This window comes from Seinonella peptonophila (assembly GCF_900129355.1).
In the GTDB taxonomy this organism is placed as follows: Bacteria; Bacillota; Bacilli; order Thermoactinomycetales; family Thermoactinomycetaceae; genus Seinonella; species Seinonella peptonophila.
Genome location: NZ_FQVL01000001.1, coordinates 660240 through 679388 on the forward strand (window position 1 = coordinate 660240; position 19149 = coordinate 679388).

The following is a 19149-nucleotide window of genomic DNA, read 5'->3' on the forward strand; positions in this document are numbered from 1 at the left end:
AGGAGCCCCTTCTTTCTAAACTTTTGTGCGAAGTTGTGATTTTTGAGCATATCGCTGTAATCCTAATTCGATTAATTGATCAATCAATTCTGGATAAGATATTCCCGCATGTGCCCATACCTTCGGATACATGCTATGTTCAGTAAAACCTGGCAATGTATTGATTTCGTTAATCAGAATCTCACCTGAGTCTTGACGTACAAAAAAATCAACCCGTGCCAATCCTGACCCATCTACAGCAGAATATGCTTTCAATGCCATCTCTCTCACAATCTCGGTCTGCGTCTCCGAAATTTCGGCAGGAATATGAATAAACAACTGTTCTTCGTCAAAATATTTGGCTTCGTAATCGAAAAATTCGTTACCTCCCCCGATTTCTCCTGGTACTGAGGCTTTAGGTTGTTCATTTCCCAAAACAGCTACTTCAACTTCTTGCGCTATAACACCTTGTTCGATCAAAATTTTTCGATCAAATTCAATCGCTAATCTTAACGCACTCTTCAGTTCTTCTCTTGTGTTTGCTTTTGAGATCCCTACACTAGAACCAAGATTAGCAGGTTTTACAAAGCATGGATACCCGATTTCCTCCTCGATCTCTGTAATGAATCGTTCTTCTTCTGTTTTTATTTGTGCTGAATAATACCATAGATACTTTACTTGATTTAAACCTACTTGATCAAAAATCGTCTTAGTAGTTACTTTATCCATCGAAACAGAAGATGCCAATACACCTGCTCCCACATAAGGAAGGTTTAACATCTCTAATAATCCCTGTACTGTTCCATCTTCACCAAAGGTACCATGTAGCACTGGGAAGACAATATCAATTTGATCACGGTCGGTTAGTGAGAAGACTTGTCCATTACGATTTGAAAAACCAGGTGGTAGTTGCTCTCTGAGTTGCTCGATTTCAGTGGGCTCCAAATATTCTTGTAACATTTCGAACGCTTGTTCAGCAAATTTCCAATCACCTGTTTCTGTAATCCCTACAGGCAAAACCTGATATTTCTGTTTATCAATTGCTTTAAAAACTGAAGATGCTGAAAGGTGAGACACAATATGCTCTCCCGATTTCCCTCCAAAAAGAATTGCTACACAAATTTTTTCTTTTGTCATTCTTTTTGTCCCCTCTCCGTTGCTTAAACAATGTATGTAACTTGCTGTGAATTTAAATAAATAATAAGTCCTGAAAAAAGCATAAAAAATTAATTATTTTTTTGTCAATCCGTATCCTCAAGCAACGCTTCTAGTCGCTGCCATAATTCATCTCTACCCATTTTCGTTGTAGATGAAAAAAGAATCAAAGGATGCTCTTTCGACATTTGCAAAGTATCTTTTACGATTTTTGCATGTTTATTCCATTTATTACGTGAGATTTTATCCACTTTGGTTGCAACAACCATAATAGGTAACTCCAAATACCGAAGGAATTGATACATTTGTTGATCCTCACGTGAGGGCGCGTGGCGGATATCGACTAGTTGAATCATTCCCCTTAATGTTTCACGTTTTGTAAAATAAGTCTCCATCATTTTTTGCCATGAATTCCTTACTGATTTTGGAACTTTTGCAAACCCATAACCAGGAACATCAGCAAAATAGAAAAGATCATTGATGCGATAAAAATTAATTGTCTGGGTTTTTCCTGGCTTTGAGCTTGTCCGGGCTAAATTCTTACGTTGCAACATACAATTGATTAGAGAAGACTTTCCTACATTGGAACGCCCAGCCAGAGCAAACTCTGGCAGGGCATCATCTGGATATTGGGCAGGCTTTACTGCACTCAACACATATTCAGACTTGATTACTTTCATGTTCAAGCGGACTCCTTATCAGGGCCAATTTTAAAACTTCATCCATTTGACTGACCGGAAGAAAAGATAAATCTTTCCGTACACTCTTTGGAATCTCTTCGAGATCTTTTTCATTCTCATAAGGAAAAATAATTCTTTTAATTCCTGCACGATGAGCACTTAGTGATTTTTCCTTTAGTCCTCCAATCGGCAATACACGGCCTCGTAAAGTGACCTCGCCTGTCATTGCTACTTCTTTGGAAACAGGAATTCCTGTCAATGCTGAAATTAAAGCAGTTGCCATTGTAATACCTGCAGATGGACCATCTTTTGGAATAGCTCCTTCTGGAATATGGATATGGATATCATTCTTCTTATGGAACTGAGTGTCAATTCCCCAATCATCCGCTCTTGAGCGAATATAGCTAAAAGCTGCTTGAGCAGACTCTTTCATGACGTCACCCAATTGTCCAGTTAGGGTTAATTTTCCGGTACCCGGCATTACAGAAGCTTCCACAGAAAGTGTATCTCCACCTGCCTCAGTCCAAGCAAGTCCGGTTACTACCCCAATCTGATCCTCTTGCTCTGCTACACCATAACGATAGCGAATCGAGCCCAAAGATTTTTGCAAACTACGAGCAGTAATGGTAATTCGCTCTTTCTTGCCGGAGACTAGCTGCTTTGCCGCTTTACGGCATAATGTTCCAATCATCCGCTCTAAATTTCGCACTCCAGCTTCACGTGTATAATTTCGAATTAACTTTCGAACAGCATCCATTCGAATTTTAATTTGATCATTTGTTAGCCCATGCTCTTTTAACTGTTTAGGAATCAAGTAGTCTTTTGCAATAAATTCCTTTTCTAATTCGGTATAGCCAGAGATATAAAGCAATTCCATGCGATCTAAAAGAGGCTGCGGAATATTATGCATGGTATTTGCTGTTGTAATAAACATAACTTTTGAAAGATCATATGGAATTTCCACATAATGATCACTAAATGTAGCATTTTGATTTGGGTCTAACACTTCTAATAAAGCTGAGGCTGGATCCCCGCGAAAATCCATTGCCATCTTATCGATTTCATCGAGCAAAAAGACAGGGTTTGCACTACTCGCCGTTTTCATTCCTTGAATAATTCGCCCTGGCATTGCCCCAACGTATGTCCTCCGATGTCCCCGAATTTCCGCTTCGTCACGAACACCACCTAAAGAAACTCTGACAAATTTTCGATCTAAAGCACGTGCAATGGAACGAGCTAAAGATGTTTTTCCGACACCTGGCGGTCCTACAAAACATAAGATCGGTCCTTTTAATTTCTTAACCATCCGTTGAACTGCCAAGTACTCCAAGACTCGCTCTTTCGCTTTTTCTAAACCATAATGATCCTCATTCAGTACCTGCTCCGCCTTTTGGATGCTCAAGTCATCTTTTGTTTCTTTCTGCCAAGGTAACTCAAGTAACCATTCTACATAAGTTCGAATGACACCACCCTCTGCAGAGCTAGTTGGTACCTTCTCCAGACGATCAATCTCTTTTGCTACTTTTTCTTTTACATCGTCTGGTGCCTCCAATGCTGCAAGTTGTTCACGAAGTTCTTCAACTTCTCCTAAGCGACCCTCTTTTTCACCTAACTCATGTTGAATCGCTTTCATCTGTTCGCGCAAATAGTATTCTTTCTGGGTCTTTTCCATTTGCTTTTTTACCCGCGAACTAATTTTATGCTCAAGTTCGAGTACTTCTTTTTCGTTGTTAATAATATCTAGCAATTGATTTAATCGCTGTTGAACATCTAACTGCTCTAATAAAGCTTGTTTATCTGATATTTTCAGTGGTAAATGGGAAGCGATCAAATCAGCTAATCGTCCAGGCTCTTCAATATCAGCAACCGCAGTATAAACATCTGGGGAAATTTTCTTAGATAACCGTAAATAACTTTCAAAATGATCTAAGACTGAACGCATCAATGCTTGCGTATCCAAATCATCATGTTCTACTTCAGATAATTCTTCAATCATCACATTATGATACGTTTCATTATCCAGAAAACGTTCGATTCGAGCACGTTTTAATCCTTCCACTAAAACGCGCATGGTTCCATTAGGTAACTTTAACATTTGTCGAACACGGGCAACGGTTCCTACTTGATAGATATCCTCAGGAGACGGTTCTTCGATGTGAATCTCCTTTTGAGTTGCCAATAGAATCATGCCCTCATCCACCATCGCCTTTTCCAAGGCTTCAACCGACTTTTCTCTCCCTACATCAAGATGTAGTACCATTGCTGGAAAAACGAGTAATCCACGCAAGGGGAGGAGTGGCAGATATCGTTCCTCTTTATTTACAGCCATATATGCACCTCCATTGCTGTCTTACATAAGGAACCGATTAACATTGTGATTTTATCCTATTCGCTTTTTTTTGTCCATGATTAGCGCATATAACCCAAAGCACATACCATAGTAAAAAAGCAGGTTTACCAATTAAGACCAATCCAACTTCAAGTATACTATGTCATCATACATTCGAGAAGAAGCTTTCTGACTAATGCCCCAGCGAAAGAGGGGGATACGCAGCTGGAAATGAAGAAGGGCAAGGGAAAACTTGCTTGAGTACTTGCTCAAAGGTTTGAACAGGTATCACTTCAATTCCTTTCATCGTTTGAAATATTGCTTGTTGATTATCATATGGAATCAAGACGCGCTTCGCTCCAGCGGCTAATGCTGCTTCCACCTTTGCGATTACTCCACCTACGGGCTTTACTCGTCCATGAATGCTTAATTCTCCTGTCATTGCCAATTGATGATCAATTGGTTCACCTTGAATGGCGGAGTAAATGGCTGTTGCAATCGCTATTCCCGCAGATGGACCATCAATGGGAGAGCCACCTGGGAAATTAATATGAATATGATAATCCTCAGGTTTTAGACCACATTTACGTAATACTGTCCATACATTTTCGATTGATCCACGCGCCATACTTTTTCTTCGAAGTGTTCGGCTGCCGCCCCCCATTTCTTCTTCTTCAACAACCCCAGTAATTTGTATACTTCCTTGTCCACTCGTTGTCGGAGTGGCAGTTACTTCGATTTCAATAATCATGCCCATATTGGGTCCAAAAACAGCTAAACCATTTACAAATCCAACCTGTGGATGTGAAGGAATCTTCATTTCTGGTCTTGGAGAGAGCTGACTGCTATGCACAACCCATTCTATATCAGTAGCAGTGACTCGATTATGACCATCTGCCAAAGCTAAACCTACAGCAGTTTGAATCATATTGACAGCATCACGGCCATTATTGGCAAAACGTTTGATTACTTCAATTGCTGCTCGTTCATAGGGAAATGAAATTCGCCCTAACGCTTGACAAGAAATTTGCTCGATCTCAGTAGCTAATAATGGGCGAAAGAAAATCTCCATGCAACGTGATCGAATAGCAGGTGGAATTTCATCAGGTGTTCGTGTGGTAGCACCAATTAAACGAAAGTCAGCAGGTAATCCATTTTGGAAAATATCATGAATATGCTTAGGTGTTTGTTTATCCTCTGCATTATAATAGGCACTTTCAAAAAAAACTTTACGATCTTCCAATACTTTTAATAACTTATTCATTTGAATCGGATGAAGCTCACCAATCTCATCTATAAATAATATTCCACCATGTGCTTTCGTGACCGCCCCTGGTTTTGGTTGTGGGATTCCGGCCATGCCCATAGAACCAGCTCCTTGGTAGATTGGATCATGAACAGAACCGATTAATGGATCTGCAATTCCTCGTTCATCAAAACGAGCAGTCGTGGCATCAATTTCTACAAAACATGATTGATCATCAAAAGGTGAATGTATTTTCTGCTTTGCTTTCTCTAAGATGACGCGAGCGGCTGCTGTTTTACCAACTCCAGGAGGACCATAAATTAAAACATGTTGAGGATTAGAGCCACACAATGCTGCTTCCAATGCACGTATTCCTTCTTTTTGTCCCACGATATCATCGATCGTGGCAGGTCGTGTTTTTTCTGCAAGTGGCTCTGTCAATGAAATTTTCCTCATTCGTGCCAATTTGTCCAATTCACGACGTGATTCGCGATCCATCGCACTTCGACTTGATTGTTGATTGCGTAATAAACTCCAAAAATAAATGCCTATCACGATGGAGAAGAAAATTTGAATAAAAATCACCATCGCTGTCCAATTCATCACGGCCCCATCCCTTCCAAATTTCAAGAATATCATGTTCTACATGAGAAAGAGCTTATTCAAGAAATTAGCTTTACACTTTCATTCAGAGATAGTATGACCGTGATCTCATTGACTTATTAACGACGTTTCATATACATATCAAAAGCCCAATGTAGCATAGGAATAACCGGAAAGTCCCATTCTCCCATCAATTCGCAAGCCTCTCCAGAAAAACCTAATTTAAATTTTAATAGATCATAATCTGCATCTTGTTCATCCAAACCAATACTTACCCCTCGAAAATCAAATATTTGATCACCCATCTGATGCGCATCTTGAATCATTTTCCATCTTAATAATATACTAGCCAACTCAACTGAAGTATCTTCACCTTGTACACCGTAAATATCCCATGTATGACCCTCCACACGAATCGCTAAGGATGCACAAATGAGACGATCACCTTGTTTGGCTAAATATAGCCTAAGTCGATGAGGATCTTCAAAAGTTAATGCTTCAAACATTTTCATAAAATAGTCTAGTTCCCGAATGTGTTCACCCTCGCGCTCTCCCTGTTTTACCATCATCTGATGGAAGTTTGGCAAATCATCTTCAGTTCCCAATTCAATTTGAATTCCCTCATTTTCAGCTTGAAATATTCTTTCCTGCCATAATGGATGAAAATCATTATAAATTTCTTCTAATGTTTTTCCCTTCATTGATAAACGGTAGACAAATTGCGGTTGAACTGTATCAAAGCTATCTATCGCTGGGTTTAACTTCCAACCCATTGCAGCTAACTCTTGACGTACGTATTCTACCTCATGAAATACTTCAGAGGGTAAAATATCTGTCAGCTTTTTATTTTTCAGTCGATATTTACGAAATTGACTGAGATGTTCACGAATTGCTTCTGCTGTCCATCTTTTTCGAATCAATGGTGGATCAATCTTAACCGAAAAAGCATGTGATCTTTTTAGATGATTAAACAACGGATTAAACCATTCTTGAAGGGAATAATCGCTAAACCAATCGATCAGAGGTCCACGTGGGATATAAGCCAAATATTTATTTAATCCAGGTACTTTCCGATACAATATATTTGCTGCTCCAACTAACTGATTTTGCTGGTTAAACCAACCAACGAATTGACTTGACCATTTCCATTCTGTCTTCAAATCAGACCATGATGGATACTGTAAAAAATTTCTCAATGGATGCTTTTCGACAAATTGAATATATGGATCACGATCAACTAATTCAATTTTTAACAAACGAGTTCACTCCAATTCGATGCTGTTACTACTCATTCAAGTAATAGAAATAAAATCATATAAATTGAGATATCTAATGATCAATCGTGAAAATTGCAACAAGTTTATTGTAACACGAGTCATTTTGAATGGCGAAAAAAAACATCTGCTAAATAGCAGATGTAAGCATGTAGACAAATGAATAGCTCCATCAATATTTCACGCTTCGGATCCATTTTGGGCTGAGCAGTGTTTACAAAACGCCACATCTGCTCGCTCAGGATGGTATAAACTCGGCTATGCGCGTCATAGTAAATAATTTACAGCGTTAGTTGCTTAGCGAAACTGGTGAACGGAGAGTGCAAACAGTACTAACACCTATTCTTCGCTACACTTAACGTGTCTTCAAAGCGCCTAGAAATTCGGGTCTAGGAGCATTATTCCGCTCCGGCGCGAAATATTGACTTCACCAAAATTATCCCTATCCAAATGTTTTTAACCTCTTTTTTCATCATTTGGAGTTTTCGTAAGTCTGACAGGTTTACGCACTCTCTTCTTTTGGATTGATAACGCGACCTTCATGTGTTGTCAACTTAGGAGCAGCCTTTCTTTGGACTGTCTCTTTAGTCACAGTACATTTTGTTACATCATCACGAGAGGGCAAATCATACATAACATCAAGCATAATCGATTCAATAATCGCCCGTAACCCACGCGCGCCCGTTTTCCGTTGAATCGCTTCATTTGCAATTAATTTCAATGCTTCATTTTCAATTTTCAACTCCACATTATCCATTTCCAAGAGCTTTTTATACTGCTTGACCAAAGCATTCTTCGGCTCTGTTAAGATTCTAACCAAAGCTTGTTCATCTAATGGTTGTAATGTGGAGATAATGGGTAAGCGCCCAACAAATTCTGGGATTAAACCAAATTTAAGCAAATCCTCAGGCAGTACTTTTGACAAAAATTCACCAGCTTTTAATTCAGTTTGCTCCATGTCTGAACCAAAACCGATCACTTTCTTACCTAAACGTCGCTTAATCAGTTGCTCTAACCCGTCAAAAGCTCCACCGCAAATAAACAAAACGTTGCTCGTATCGATTTGGATAAACTCTTGATGTGGGTGTTTTCGTCCACCTTGAGGAGGAACACTTGCTACCGTTCCCTCTAAAATTTTGAGTAGAGCTTGTTGAACACCTTCACCTGAAACATCACGTGTAATCGAAGGATTTTCAGACTTGCGTGCTACTTTATCAATCTCGTCTATATAAATAATCCCTCGTTCTGCTTTTTCCACATCATAATCGGCAGCTTGAATCAGTTTGAGGAGAATATTTTCCACATCTTCACCAACATAACCTGCCTCAGTTAAAGATGTAGCATCTGCAATAGCAAACGGGACATTTAGAATTTTGGCCAAAGTTTGCGCTAACAGCGTTTTACCTGAACCCGTAGGTCCCAGCATTAAGATATTACTCTTCTGCAGCTCAACATCTTCCATCTTTGTCGAGGTATTAATTCTCTTATAATGGTTGTAAACTGCCACAGAAAGAGACTTTTTGGCAGCATCCTGCCCAATTACATATTGATCTAAAATCTCCCGAATTTCTTGCGGTTTAGGGAGGTTTTTAAGATCAATTTCTTCTTCACTTCCTAGCTCTTCTTCCACAATCTCATTACATAGTTCGATACATTCATCACAAATATAAACTCCAGGTCCTGCTACGAGTTTACGAACTTGATCTTGAGATTTACCACAAAAAGAACATTTTAATTGACCCTTGTCTTCGCTAAATTTAAACAAGATGGATCACCCCTTTTGCATGCCGGTACGTGAGATTACTTTGTCAATCAATCCATATGCCTTCGCTTCCTCTGCGGTCATAAAGTAATCACGCTCCGTATCTTGAGCAACTTTATCAATCGGTTGACCCGTTCGGTCGGCAAGAATATGATTCAGTTGGTCTTTGGTACGTAATATCCAATCCGCATGAATCTTAATGTCTGAAGCCTGACCCTGAGCACCTCCTAGAGGTTGGTGAATCATGACTTCACTATTTGGCAAAGCAAAACGCTTTCCTTTTTCACCTGCTGCCAATAAGAAAGCACCCATACTAGCTGCCAAACCGATACAAATTGTTGATACATCTGGTTTTATCAATTGCATTGTATCAAAAATTGCCAATCCCGCCGTGACAGAGCCGCCAGGAGAGTTTATGTACATCTGAATATCTTTATCCGAATCCTCAGCAGCCAAAAAAAGCAATTGGGCTACTACAAGGTTGGATATGTTATCATCTATCGGACTCCCAATTAACACAATCCGATCTTTTAGCAGTCTTGAATAAATATCGTAAGCACGTTCACCTCGATTTGACTGCTCCACAACCATTGGCACCACAGGCATGTGAGACACCTCTTTCGAGTCGGCTAGGGTTTAAGAAGCTAGGCATGTACTCCTAACAGGCCTAGCTCCTCTCCCTCCATATATCCATTATGCCGTATTTTTACTGCTTAATACAAGTAAATCGATTGTTTTCTTAATCAGTAATTGTTCTTTTAAAGGTTCAGTTCCACCCTGTGCTTCAAGCAATTTTTTGATCTCGTCAACTTCTCGACTCATCTCTTTTGCCATTCGATCAATTTCGTCTTCAATTTCCTGCTCACTTACTTCGATCTTTTCAGCCTTACCAATCGCTTCTAAGACCAAGTTTGAACGAACTTGTTTTTCAGCTTCCTCTATAAATTGCTTTTTCAGATCATCGCGACTTTGACCTGTAAACTGTGTATAAATATCCAAGTTCATGCCTTGATAACTAAGTTGATGTTCAAATTGATGCAATCGTTGGTCAGCTTCATTATCGATCATCACTTGTGGAATCTCTACTTCAGCGTTTTCACTAGCTACCTGAACTAACTCATTACGAGTATACTCTTCTTGTTGTTTTTTTGCATTTTCTTCGAGTCGATTGCGGATATCCACTTTTAATTCCCCGAGAGTATCAAATTCACTCACATCTTGCGCAAATTCATCATCTAACTCAGGAAGTTCTAAACGCTTTATTTCATGTAACTTTACTTTAAATAGTGCTTCTTTTCCTGCTAAATTCGCGGCATTATAATCCTCAGGGAACACAACATTTACATCGCGCTCTCCACCAATTTCCAATCCAATTAATTGCTCTTCAAATCCTGGAATAAAGGTACCTGAACCTATCTCAAGGTTATATCTCTCAGCTGATCCACCTTCAAAAGTTTCCCCATCAATAAAACCTTCAAAATCAAAGATAATTCGGTCACTGTTCTCCACAGCTCCCTCTTCGATTGCAACAAGCTCGCCTTGTTGTTTTTGCATTTTTTCAAGGTCTTTTTCTACATCTTCATCAGATACAGAGAAATCTTTTTCCGGTACTTCTAAGTTCTTGTACTCACCAAGCGTTACTTCTGGTTTTACAGTAACAGTTGCCTGAAAAATAAAGGCTTTTCCTTTTTCAATCTGTTCAATATCAATTTCAGGCTGATCTACAGGAACAATACCTGTTTCATCAATTGCTTCCTCATACGCTTTCGGAAGGAGAATATCTACTGCATCTTGATAGAGCGCTTCTACTCCAAAGCGTCGTTCAAAGATAGGACGTGGCACTTTCCCTTTACGAAAGCCAGGAACATTTACCTGTTTTACCACTTTTTTAAATGCTTGATCCAATGCGTTTGCTACGGATTCAATATCAGTTTCAACTGTGAGAACTCCGCGATTTTTCTCAGTTTTTTCCCAACTTGCCTTCATTTCGAAGTAACCTCCTGCTATATCTAATCATATGGATCAACTGTCCATGGAATGCCGCTCTTTTGCAACTTAATTATTATAACACAGGAAGAGGCGATTTCAATCAGTGATCTAGGGGAGAATTTTTTGGATTTTTAACGAAACCGATTCCGAGGACGATCAAGGAATGGACCACGACTTGATCGTTTTAATTTTCGTTCTGTTCTAGTGAGTAAATCACCGACTACCTCAAAATGAGGAGGAGGTAGACGTTTTTTTTGTCTAGGTCGAGCAGGGTTAAAATGACCTGTTTCTCCATAGGCCTGGATAATTAAAGGTAGTGAACCCCATAAAATTGTTTCAAATATCGATCGACGGATAAAGAGGCATTTTGAATCGATGGATATTTGAACATCTTAAATGATTTTGATCCTTGCTGAATTGGAAGACGATTCGATGCTTCATTTTTGATTAAAAACAACGGTTTTTCCGTTTTCTCCTTTGATCGATTATATTCCACAAAATGTTGCTTCACTTCAGTCCATAGAAGTGGTTTTTTCCTCCAATATGCCCGAGCACGATTAAACTTCACTGTAAATGCTTGAATTTGCTTATCCAATTCAGCCTCTGTGACTAGACCTTGTTCAAAACTTTGCTGGATACGAACTGTATCAATAATCGCTGATTTTACCATCTCATACATGGTATAGGACTCTATATCTTGTTCCGCATTACGTGTATATTGCTCTGGCATTCGTTGAAACCAGAGATTGGTAAACTGTTGCTTCTCATCTTCTTTATAGTTCATTCGTTCCAAATGAAAAACAAGTTCAGCTACAGGGTCCGACATCATCGCCTGTTGCCAGTCAATAAGAAACAACTTTCCATCTGGGTCTTTGATGATATTATTTCTCCATGAATGAGCATAAACGATCTCGGATGCATTTTGGGTACCTGTTTTTCAACTAGGAAGACGAACCTCATTTGAAAAAATCAATTTTTTTATTTTTACATCCTCTGTTTCTAACAGCTTTTTTCGCAATCGACAACGTAACAATTCCTGTTGAAATTCTTCTATATAAAAAAGCAAATAGTTACAAACTTCAATAAAATCGCTTTGTATATGATATCCTAGTGCAGTACTTGTATTTTTATTCCGATCCCTATATCGCTTCATTACATGTTCTTTTATTTTCTCATTATTTTTTTTCATATATTGTATCAAGTGTAGAACCATTGGTGATGTAGTCGGAACATGATTTGATTCAAACAAATGGTCGTTGATGATCTCTTCGATTTGATTCATGATTTCAAAGACCGATTCATATAAATACTGGGTTTTTAATACCTCCGAATCATAAGACATTCTCGAACTCTACTCCTCCTTCTGAAATAAAAGAAAATATATTAGTAACATGTAGACAAAATAAAAAGGTTTTCATTTCTGGGAGTCAAAATTTGCATTTTGCCAAAGGTTCAGGCTGCATGGCAAGCCATTTCTTCTTGTAAACAAATGTTATTTTCATTTGACTCTTAACCAAAATGTAGGTTTTTTCTACAGTATGAACATATTATAAATAATGTTTTATTGAGTTATAATAATAAAAGAGTTCAATTCAATTTTAAAATACAATATTTAGAGGTGACAATAATGAAACGGAAGCTAAAAAAATTTATTCGCCCATTTACGACTGAATATTGCCCCAAATGTAATAGTAGTGATGTCCGCAAAGACATTGGTGGAGGGCGTGTCTGCCGGGCTTGCGGACATACTTGGATGACCTATTAAAATGAACAGGGCACTTTCGGCCCTGTTTCGTCTCCATTTAGGATTCCTCTCCCCATCGATGCAGCTTCCCAGTATCAATTCCAAACAAATCTAATACGCGACCGATAGTATGCTCTACCATTTCATCGAGGGAACTTGGCTTTGTATAAAAAGCAGGTACTGGAGGTGCAATAATCCCACCATTCTCAGTAACTGCTAACATATTTTTAATATGGCCTATGGTGAAAGGTGTCTCCCGCAATAATAGTACAAGCCTTCTTCTTTCTTTTAGTGTAACATCTGCGGCTCGAACAAGTAGTTGATTCGATAAACTATTAGCAATTGCCGACAACGTATGCACAGAGCAGGGAGCAACGATCATCCCCATTGCTTGAAAAGACCCGCTTGCAATTGCAGCTCCAACATCTTGAATCGGATAAGTAATATCTGCAAGCCCTCTCAACTCTTTTACTGTCATATCTGTTTCATAATGCAATGTCATTTCCGCAGCTTTTGAAATAACCAAATGCGTCTCGATTCCTAGTTCTTTCAGTGTTTTAAGCAACTTAATTCCATAGATGATCCCAGTAGCACCACTAATTCCAACAATCATTCGCTGTTTCATATGCTGTCGCTCCTTTTTTATGCTCTGTTTCATTATAGAGATTTTCCATCCTCAGCCATACATCAGATTGAATTTCATAGAATTCAAATATGTTATAATAGAGTAGTTGAACTGAGAGTGTAGGAGAGAGATGAAAGTGCATCAACGTGAAAGAGTCAAACTATTAACCGTGACAGATGGAGATACGATCGTTGTAAACTGGCATGGAAAACGTGAACGTGTTCGACTGTTGCTAATCGATTCACCTGAAATGAATTATTCACTGAAAGACTCGTCTCCAGACCCATATGCCTTTGAAGCTAAAATTTTTCTAGAAAATGAACTATTATTAGCTGAAACAATTGAACTAGAATTTGACTCTCAACAACGAGATAACCATGGACGTCTTTTGGCTCATCTATTTGCTGATGGAAAGAATGTCAATCTAGCTTTACTCGATGAGGGTCTAGCTCGATATGCGTTTGAATTTGCTGAATACAAATACTCCGCAGACTATAAGGAAGCGGAGCGAAAAGCTAAAGAAAAGAAGCGAAATATCTGGTCTAGAGAAAATTATGTTACGCAACGTGGCTTTTATAATCCACAACCGAAACGCATTATGCGTCTACGTTGATTATTAACGCATTAACTTAGAACGAAAATTAGCAATTGTTCCATTTTCATAGCTACAAAAATGCTCGTATCGACGTGAGTCGTAAAGCATTTTTGGTAGAAAAAAGGGAACGTTGTCTGCAATTCCTTGATTTTCTTGATGCAAAACCCAAGAAATCCATTTCCAATCTAACACCCCTTCTGCAACTTTTTGAGGTGTCTTTAACTGTTGATTGTTTGGCATGATAGCAAGATAAAGATACATGCCTCCGGTCTCAACGCCATTATCTGTCCAACGGACAATTCCTTTATCAGTAACAGATGGTAACAAAATACCTGATTCCTCACAAACTTCACGGATAATCCCCTTCTGTGGAGTTTCTCCATGTTCAATTTTTCCACCAAGCCCATTCCACTTCCCCATCCATGGCGGATATTGACGATTTAGCATTAAAATTGATTCATTACAAGTGATAAAACAGAGGGTAAACAATATTTTTGGTTTTTTTCCTTGTGATTGCATCATGTTTCCCCTCACGCCCCTTCTTTTCGTTCTTACTCACAGTGTATCGATCATCATAATTGATGGAATCATCATTTGATGATCAACCGAAAAAAAAGGGCAAAGAGTAATGAACCGATCATTCCTACCAGCAGAGCAAGCCCTCCCAACTTACGGAAAGATGACCATTCTACTTGCAGCCCCAACCCCGCCATTGCCATTGCAATAAAGAAATATGCAGCTGACAAAATGATATGGGTTAAAAACGAGGGAATGTCGATCCAAGAATGAATCATGCCAACCAACAAAAAGCCAAACACAAACCATGGCATAGGGATTTTCTTCAAGCTGATCCTCTCTAATTGTGCCGATTTTCTTGAAAACCACAAACTAAGCAGAATCGACAGAGGTATAAGACATAAAACACGGATTAACTTCACTAAGATTGCCAAATCCATCACTTTGCTTCCATGAGATTGGGTAGCGGCAACGACATGTGCGACCTCATGTAAAGTTGCACCCGCAAATAATCCATATTCACCATTAGTAAGTCCTAACCAAGGATATAAAATCGTATACGAAAGTGTAAAAATAGTCCCTAATAAAGCTACAGTTGCGACACCTATTGCTGCTTCCTGCTGCTTTGCTCTGATTTGGGGAGCGATTGCTCCCACAGCAGCAGCTCCACATATAGCAGTCCCACAAGCAACCAACAAGCTGACATTTTTATTTAATTTGAAAAGATATCCAATACTAATGACAATTAGCAAAGCAAACAATACCCCACAAAGGATCGAAAACCAAGTATAGCTATCTAAAGTAATCAACTGAGAAAAATCAAAGCGAATACCAAGTAATACAATGCCTAAACGAAGTAACGTTTTACTGGCAAATTGGCTACCTGTTAACATTTCAGGTGTAAACTGAACAATGGTACGAAAGCTCATACCTAATAATATTGCAAGCATCGGGGCGCCTACTACTTGTAGATATGAGAAAGTACCTAACCAATTGGAGATCCAAGCAAGCATAGCAGTAACAAAAATCCCTAACATAAAACCTATTTTTATTGATGTATTTGGTAAACTGATTTGACGCAAATTGTAGTCACTTCCTTATCATTTTTGATTTATAACCCATGATAAGGAACAAAATGATTCATTGGAAATATATGTTTTCTATGATCAAGATTAAAAATCTTAATGATGCTCAAGGAGAAATGGTCTAATGCTTGAACCACTACTTATTTTTGTAACGGTTGTTGAACAAAAAAATTTTTCTCGAGCTGCAAAACTTCTTCATATTAGCCAACCAAGCGTAAGTCTACATATTCAGAATCTAGAAAAGGAATTTGGAAATAAATTATTTCATCGTTCTCCTCAATATGTACAAGTAACGGCGGCTGGTGAATTGCTTTATCAATCTGCCAAAAAAATGATCACTTACTATCAACTAGTACAAGAGCAAATCGATCAATTAAAAAATCGAGTAACTGGTAAAATGAACGTTGGCGCCAGTTATACCATTGGCGAATATATTCTTCCTTATTTATTGGAAAAATACATAAAACAATATCCTTTAGTCGATCTTGAAGTCACGATTAAAAATACAACTCAGATCATGAATGAACTAACCGGTGGTCAACTAGATCTGGCACTTGTGGAGGGAAAAGTACAGGATACTGGTTGTCTCATTTCAACTTTTATGATAGACGAATTGATATTATTAGTATCTCCCTCCCATCCATTGGCATCACATCCTGCTATCCAGCCCACTATGTTACATGACCATGTATGGATATTACGAGAACAAGGCTCCGGAACTCGTCACTATGAAGATCATCTGATTAATCATTTTAAACTACGAGTAAAAAAATCTTTTATTTTTAGCAGTAATCAAGGGGTCAAGGAAGCCATAATCGCTGGCTTAGGAATCGCCATTTTATCGAGGTTAACAGTACGCAGAGAAGTGGAGAACGGGGTATTGCGAGAGATTCCAATCCATAACTTTTCACTTAAAAGACCTTTAAGTATTGTACAAATGAAAAAGAATGCTATAAATTCAAAAGCGGTGGAGATTTTAACGCAACAACTACAAGATATAGCTACACGTTGAACTACTACGACCTACAGAGGTGGTAGATTCCTGCGAACACCAGACCAACGTCCAGTTATCTTAGCAGACTCTACCCGCCGTCCCAGCGGTGAAAACAAAGTATGCTCTGCTATGCTCCCTACTTTCGCTTGGTTTTCGCAACTTCGGTGAGCTGGGTGGTTGAAGATTTTACGTTACTGACCCTTTCCAGCAACAACCCCATATCTTCAGTTTTCAAAGAGCTACAACTATTCTAACAAAAAAAGCGGTTCTAAGCATCCCCGCAAAAGGGATACCGAACCACGTCCCATTCATCTCACCACTTGTAGAAGCGGGAGTACTCTTAGACGAATTTGGATAGAAATATTTTCATATTTGATCGTGATTAGATAGAGCAGTTCATTAACTTAACCTCAACAAAAGGAACTCCCTATGCTCTGCATAAGGAGTTCCTTTTTGCTTCTCAAATAAGCTATCTTTTAGCTTTAAATGGGACAATCATCATCAAGCAAAGCTTTTGCGTTTTTGGCGTCCCAGGAAGGATTCGAACCCTCGACCGACAGCTTAGAAGGCTGTTGCTCTATCCTGCTGAGCTACTGGGACAAGCAAAAGTTATTCTATCGTATATCTTATGCAGTTGTCAATAACTTATTTCTGAAATTGACCACCCAATTGTGAAATAGGTTGACCATCTACTCGATAGTAATGAATATCAATTTGCGCTGGTTGTAAATCTGCAATCACATAGCTTGGATAGGGGAAGCCACCTCTTGGAGAGGAGATGCTACCAGGATTCATGATTAGAATTCCATTGTTCTGTTCACAAAATGGAATATGGGTATGCCCGTAACAAATGAGTTGTGCTTGCTCCTCCTCACCCCGATATCGCAAGGGAAGTAGAGTTGTATTCACTTGATAGCGATGACCATGTGTTAAAAAAACTCGCCAATCCTCTCCTTCCCAGATTGTTTCACGAGGAGCATTAGCAAAATCGCAGTTTCCTTCAACATATGTTATCGATTGCTTAGGTAATTCTTCGAGTTCGGTACAAAAGTCTCCACAATGCAAGATATGTTCAGGTTGTACCTGATCAACAATTGATTTCAGTCGATCTGCCATCCCATGAGAATCACTTACAATTAATAACTTCATTTTTACACCCCCGAAAAATCATATCGACTTTCAAGTTGTTGAAGTAATTTTTGGCTTGCAATGGCACGATGACTTAATTGGTATCTTCTAGTGGCAGGTAACTCAGCCATCGTTTTTCCCTCACTGGGTATGTAAAAAAGTGGATCATATCCAAAACCATCAGTTCCTCTTCCTTCTGTCAACACAATTCCATTACATCTACCTTCAACAACTTGTGTTGTTTCTCCTGGAATGGCTAATGCCATCACACAAACATAATATGCAGCACGGTCTTTTTGACTCAAAGAAGTCATTTCCCTTATTAATTTACGATTATTCTCCTCATCAGTTGCATCAATTCCTGCATAACGAGCAGAATAAATGCCTGGGCGACCATCTAATGCTGGAACGACGATCCCCGAATCGTCAGCTACAACTGGACCATTAATCTCTTCTGCCAATGCTTCTGCTTTCTTACGGGCATTACCGGCAAATGTGTCTTGATCCTCTTTCACAGGCTGGACTCCAGGAAAATGGTCTATGCCTACAACTTCCAGTGACAAGCTTTGTCCTAACAAATCTTGAAACTGCTTGATCTTATTTTTATTTCCAGTTGCGATGATTAATTGAGAAAAAGGCCATTTTTGCTTCATAGAACAATGTTCTCCTTCATTTTATTTATCAAATGGAAGCCAAGTGGCAGTCTTTGTGAGCTCTTCCTGTTGTATCTTCACTAACGCTCGTGCCCCTTGCTCTGCCAAAGCTAATAAATCAAATAATTGCTCTTGGGAAAAAGGCTTTTCTTCCCCTGTCCCCTGTATCTCTACAAACTCTCCATTACCCGTCATGATAATATTCATATCGACTACAGCACTCGAATCTTCTTCATAACAAAGATCGAGCATCGGCTGATTGTCAACTATTCCTACACTAGTCGCAACCAAATAATCTGACACAAGATTAGCAGATATGGTTCCACTGTTTACTAAAGGTGTGAATGCATCAATCAAAGCAATATATGCACCTGTAATTGCAGCTGTTCGTGTACCTCCATCCGCCTGAATCACATCGCAATCTATCCAAATGGTTCGTTCACCTAACTTTTTTAAATCAATAACAGATCGTAAAGCTCTGCCGATCAATCTCTGAATCTCCATCGTACGTCCACCCAGCTTACCTCGACTTGCCTCACGAATCGTTCGGGTATGCGTAGCGCGCGGTAGCATTGAATATTCAGCAGTAATCCATCCTTTACCAGAGTTACGAAGAAAAGGAGGAACTCGCTCTTCAACTGATGCTGTACAGATCACCTTCGTCTCCCCTACGCAAATGAGCACGGAACCTTCCGCATTTTTGATAAAGTTTCGAGTAAGCTCTACCTTGCGCAGTTCTTCATAGCCGCGTCCATCTTTTCTTAACAATGATTCTTCCTCCTTGCTATTTCT

Annotated in this window: 19 protein-coding genes and 1 tRNA gene; 3 read left to right on the forward strand and 17 right to left on the reverse strand. The window is 39.1% G+C overall.

All coding sequences use genetic code 11. The features are described 5' to 3' along the window. Window positions 1-15: 15 nt before the first annotated feature. The 10 genes from BUB71_RS03245 to BUB71_RS03290 form a co-directional block, all read right to left on the reverse strand. Complete coding sequence (locus BUB71_RS03245) at window positions 16-1116, reverse strand: D-alanine--D-alanine ligase (protein WP_073151899.1); 1101 nt, start codon at window positions 1114-1116, stop codon at window positions 16-18. 104 nt (window positions 1117-1220) lie between these two features. After that, window positions 1221-1814 (reverse strand): ribosome biogenesis GTP-binding protein YihA/YsxC, encoded by a 594-nt coding sequence (gene yihA / locus BUB71_RS03250; RefSeq protein ID WP_073151902.1) that lies wholly within the window; start codon window positions 1812-1814, stop codon window positions 1221-1223. Next, a complete protein-coding gene (gene lon, locus BUB71_RS03255; RefSeq protein ID WP_073151905.1) occupies window positions 1795-4143 on the reverse strand; it encodes an endopeptidase La in 2349 nt (782 codons plus the stop codon). Before lon ends, yihA begins: the two co-directional genes overlap by 20 nt. A 193-nt stretch (window positions 4144-4336) precedes the next feature. Continuing rightward, on the reverse strand, window positions 4337-5992 hold the full coding sequence (gene lonB, locus BUB71_RS03260) for an ATP-dependent protease LonB (RefSeq protein WP_073151908.1): 1656 nt from the start codon (window positions 5990-5992) through the stop codon (window positions 4337-4339). A 119-nt stretch (window positions 5993-6111) separates the two neighbouring features. Then, complete coding sequence (locus BUB71_RS03265) at window positions 6112-7248, reverse strand: lipid II:glycine glycyltransferase FemX (RefSeq protein WP_073151911.1); 1137 nt, start codon at window positions 7246-7248, stop codon at window positions 6112-6114. Window positions 7249-7768: 520 nt separating this feature from the next. Continuing rightward, window positions 7769-9031 (reverse strand): ATP-dependent protease ATP-binding subunit ClpX, encoded by a 1263-nt coding sequence (gene clpX / locus BUB71_RS03270; RefSeq protein ID WP_073151914.1) that lies wholly within the window; start codon window positions 9029-9031, stop codon window positions 7769-7771. A gap of 6 nt (window positions 9032-9037) precedes the next feature. Then, the gene (gene clpP / locus BUB71_RS03275; RefSeq protein ID WP_073151917.1) at window positions 9038-9634 is read right to left on the reverse strand and encodes an ATP-dependent Clp endopeptidase proteolytic subunit ClpP; all 597 of its coding nucleotides are present in this window, start codon (window positions 9632-9634) and stop codon (window positions 9038-9040) included. A gap of 87 nt (window positions 9635-9721) precedes the next feature. Next, window positions 9722-11014, reverse strand: a complete 1293-nt coding sequence (gene tig / locus BUB71_RS03280) for a trigger factor (protein ID WP_073151920.1) — start codon at window positions 11012-11014, stop codon at window positions 9722-9724. 310 nt (window positions 11015-11324) lie between these two features. Next, a complete protein-coding gene (locus BUB71_RS03285; protein ID WP_073151923.1) occupies window positions 11325-11873 on the reverse strand; it encodes a hypothetical protein in 549 nt (182 codons plus the stop codon). Between the two features lie 81 nt (window positions 11874-11954). Then, entirely contained in the window at window positions 11955-12359 is a 405-nt protein-coding gene (locus BUB71_RS03290; protein ID WP_073151926.1) for a hypothetical protein, read from the reverse strand. Window positions 12360-12644: 285 nt separating this feature from the next. Here BUB71_RS03290 and BUB71_RS19380 point away from each other — a divergent pair, with 285 nt between their 5' ends. Further along, window positions 12645-12782, forward strand: coding sequence for a hypothetical protein (locus tag BUB71_RS19380; RefSeq protein WP_175552268.1), 138 nt, complete (start codon window positions 12645-12647; stop codon window positions 12780-12782). Between the two features lie 37 nt (window positions 12783-12819). Here the strand turns inward: BUB71_RS19380 and BUB71_RS03295 are convergent, their stop codons facing one another. Next, window positions 12820-13386 carry a UbiX family flavin prenyltransferase gene (locus tag BUB71_RS03295; RefSeq protein ID WP_073151929.1) on the reverse strand — a complete coding sequence of 189 codons (567 nt, stop codon included), beginning with the start codon at window positions 13384-13386 and terminating at the stop codon, window positions 12820-12822. 136 nt (window positions 13387-13522) lie between these two features. Between BUB71_RS03295 and BUB71_RS03300 the strand changes: the two genes are divergently transcribed. Then, the gene (locus BUB71_RS03300; RefSeq protein ID WP_073151932.1) at window positions 13523-13999 is read left to right on the forward strand and encodes a thermonuclease family protein; all 477 of its coding nucleotides are present in this window, start codon (window positions 13523-13525) and stop codon (window positions 13997-13999) included. A 3-nt stretch (window positions 14000-14002) separates the two neighbouring features. On the opposite strand, the gene BUB71_RS03305 is transcribed toward BUB71_RS03300, so the two are convergent. Both BUB71_RS03305 and BUB71_RS03310 read right to left on the reverse strand, forming a co-directional pair. Next, window positions 14003-14503, reverse strand: coding sequence for an NUDIX hydrolase (locus BUB71_RS03305; protein WP_084730991.1), 501 nt, complete (start codon window positions 14501-14503; stop codon window positions 14003-14005). A 68-nt stretch (window positions 14504-14571) separates the two neighbouring features. Then, window positions 14572-15579 carry a YeiH family protein gene (locus tag BUB71_RS03310; protein ID WP_084730993.1) on the reverse strand — a complete coding sequence of 336 codons (1008 nt, stop codon included), beginning with the start codon at window positions 15577-15579 and terminating at the stop codon, window positions 14572-14574. A 127-nt stretch (window positions 15580-15706) separates the two neighbouring features. On the opposite strand from BUB71_RS03310, the gene BUB71_RS03315 reads away from it, so the two are divergent. Beyond that, window positions 15707-16594 carry a LysR family transcriptional regulator gene (locus tag BUB71_RS03315; RefSeq protein WP_073151938.1) on the forward strand — a complete coding sequence of 296 codons (888 nt, stop codon included), beginning with the start codon at window positions 15707-15709 and terminating at the stop codon, window positions 16592-16594. A gap of 505 nt (window positions 16595-17099) precedes the next feature. Here the strand turns inward: BUB71_RS03315 and BUB71_RS03320 are convergent. From BUB71_RS03320 to rph, 4 genes are all read right to left on the reverse strand, one after another. Beyond that, window positions 17100-17176 (reverse strand) — tRNA-Arg (locus BUB71_RS03320). 45 nt (window positions 17177-17221) lie between these two features. Then, entirely contained in the window at window positions 17222-17725 is a 504-nt protein-coding gene (locus BUB71_RS03325) for a metallophosphoesterase family protein (protein WP_073151941.1), read from the reverse strand. Between the two features lie 2 nt (window positions 17726-17727). Beyond that, complete coding sequence (locus BUB71_RS03330) at window positions 17728-18357, reverse strand: XTP/dITP diphosphatase (RefSeq protein ID WP_073151945.1); 630 nt, start codon at window positions 18355-18357, stop codon at window positions 17728-17730. A gap of 21 nt (window positions 18358-18378) precedes the next feature. Further along, a complete protein-coding gene (rph, locus tag BUB71_RS03335) occupies window positions 18379-19125 on the reverse strand; it encodes a ribonuclease PH (protein WP_073151948.1) in 747 nt (248 codons plus the stop codon). Window positions 19126-19149 lie beyond the last annotated feature (24 nt).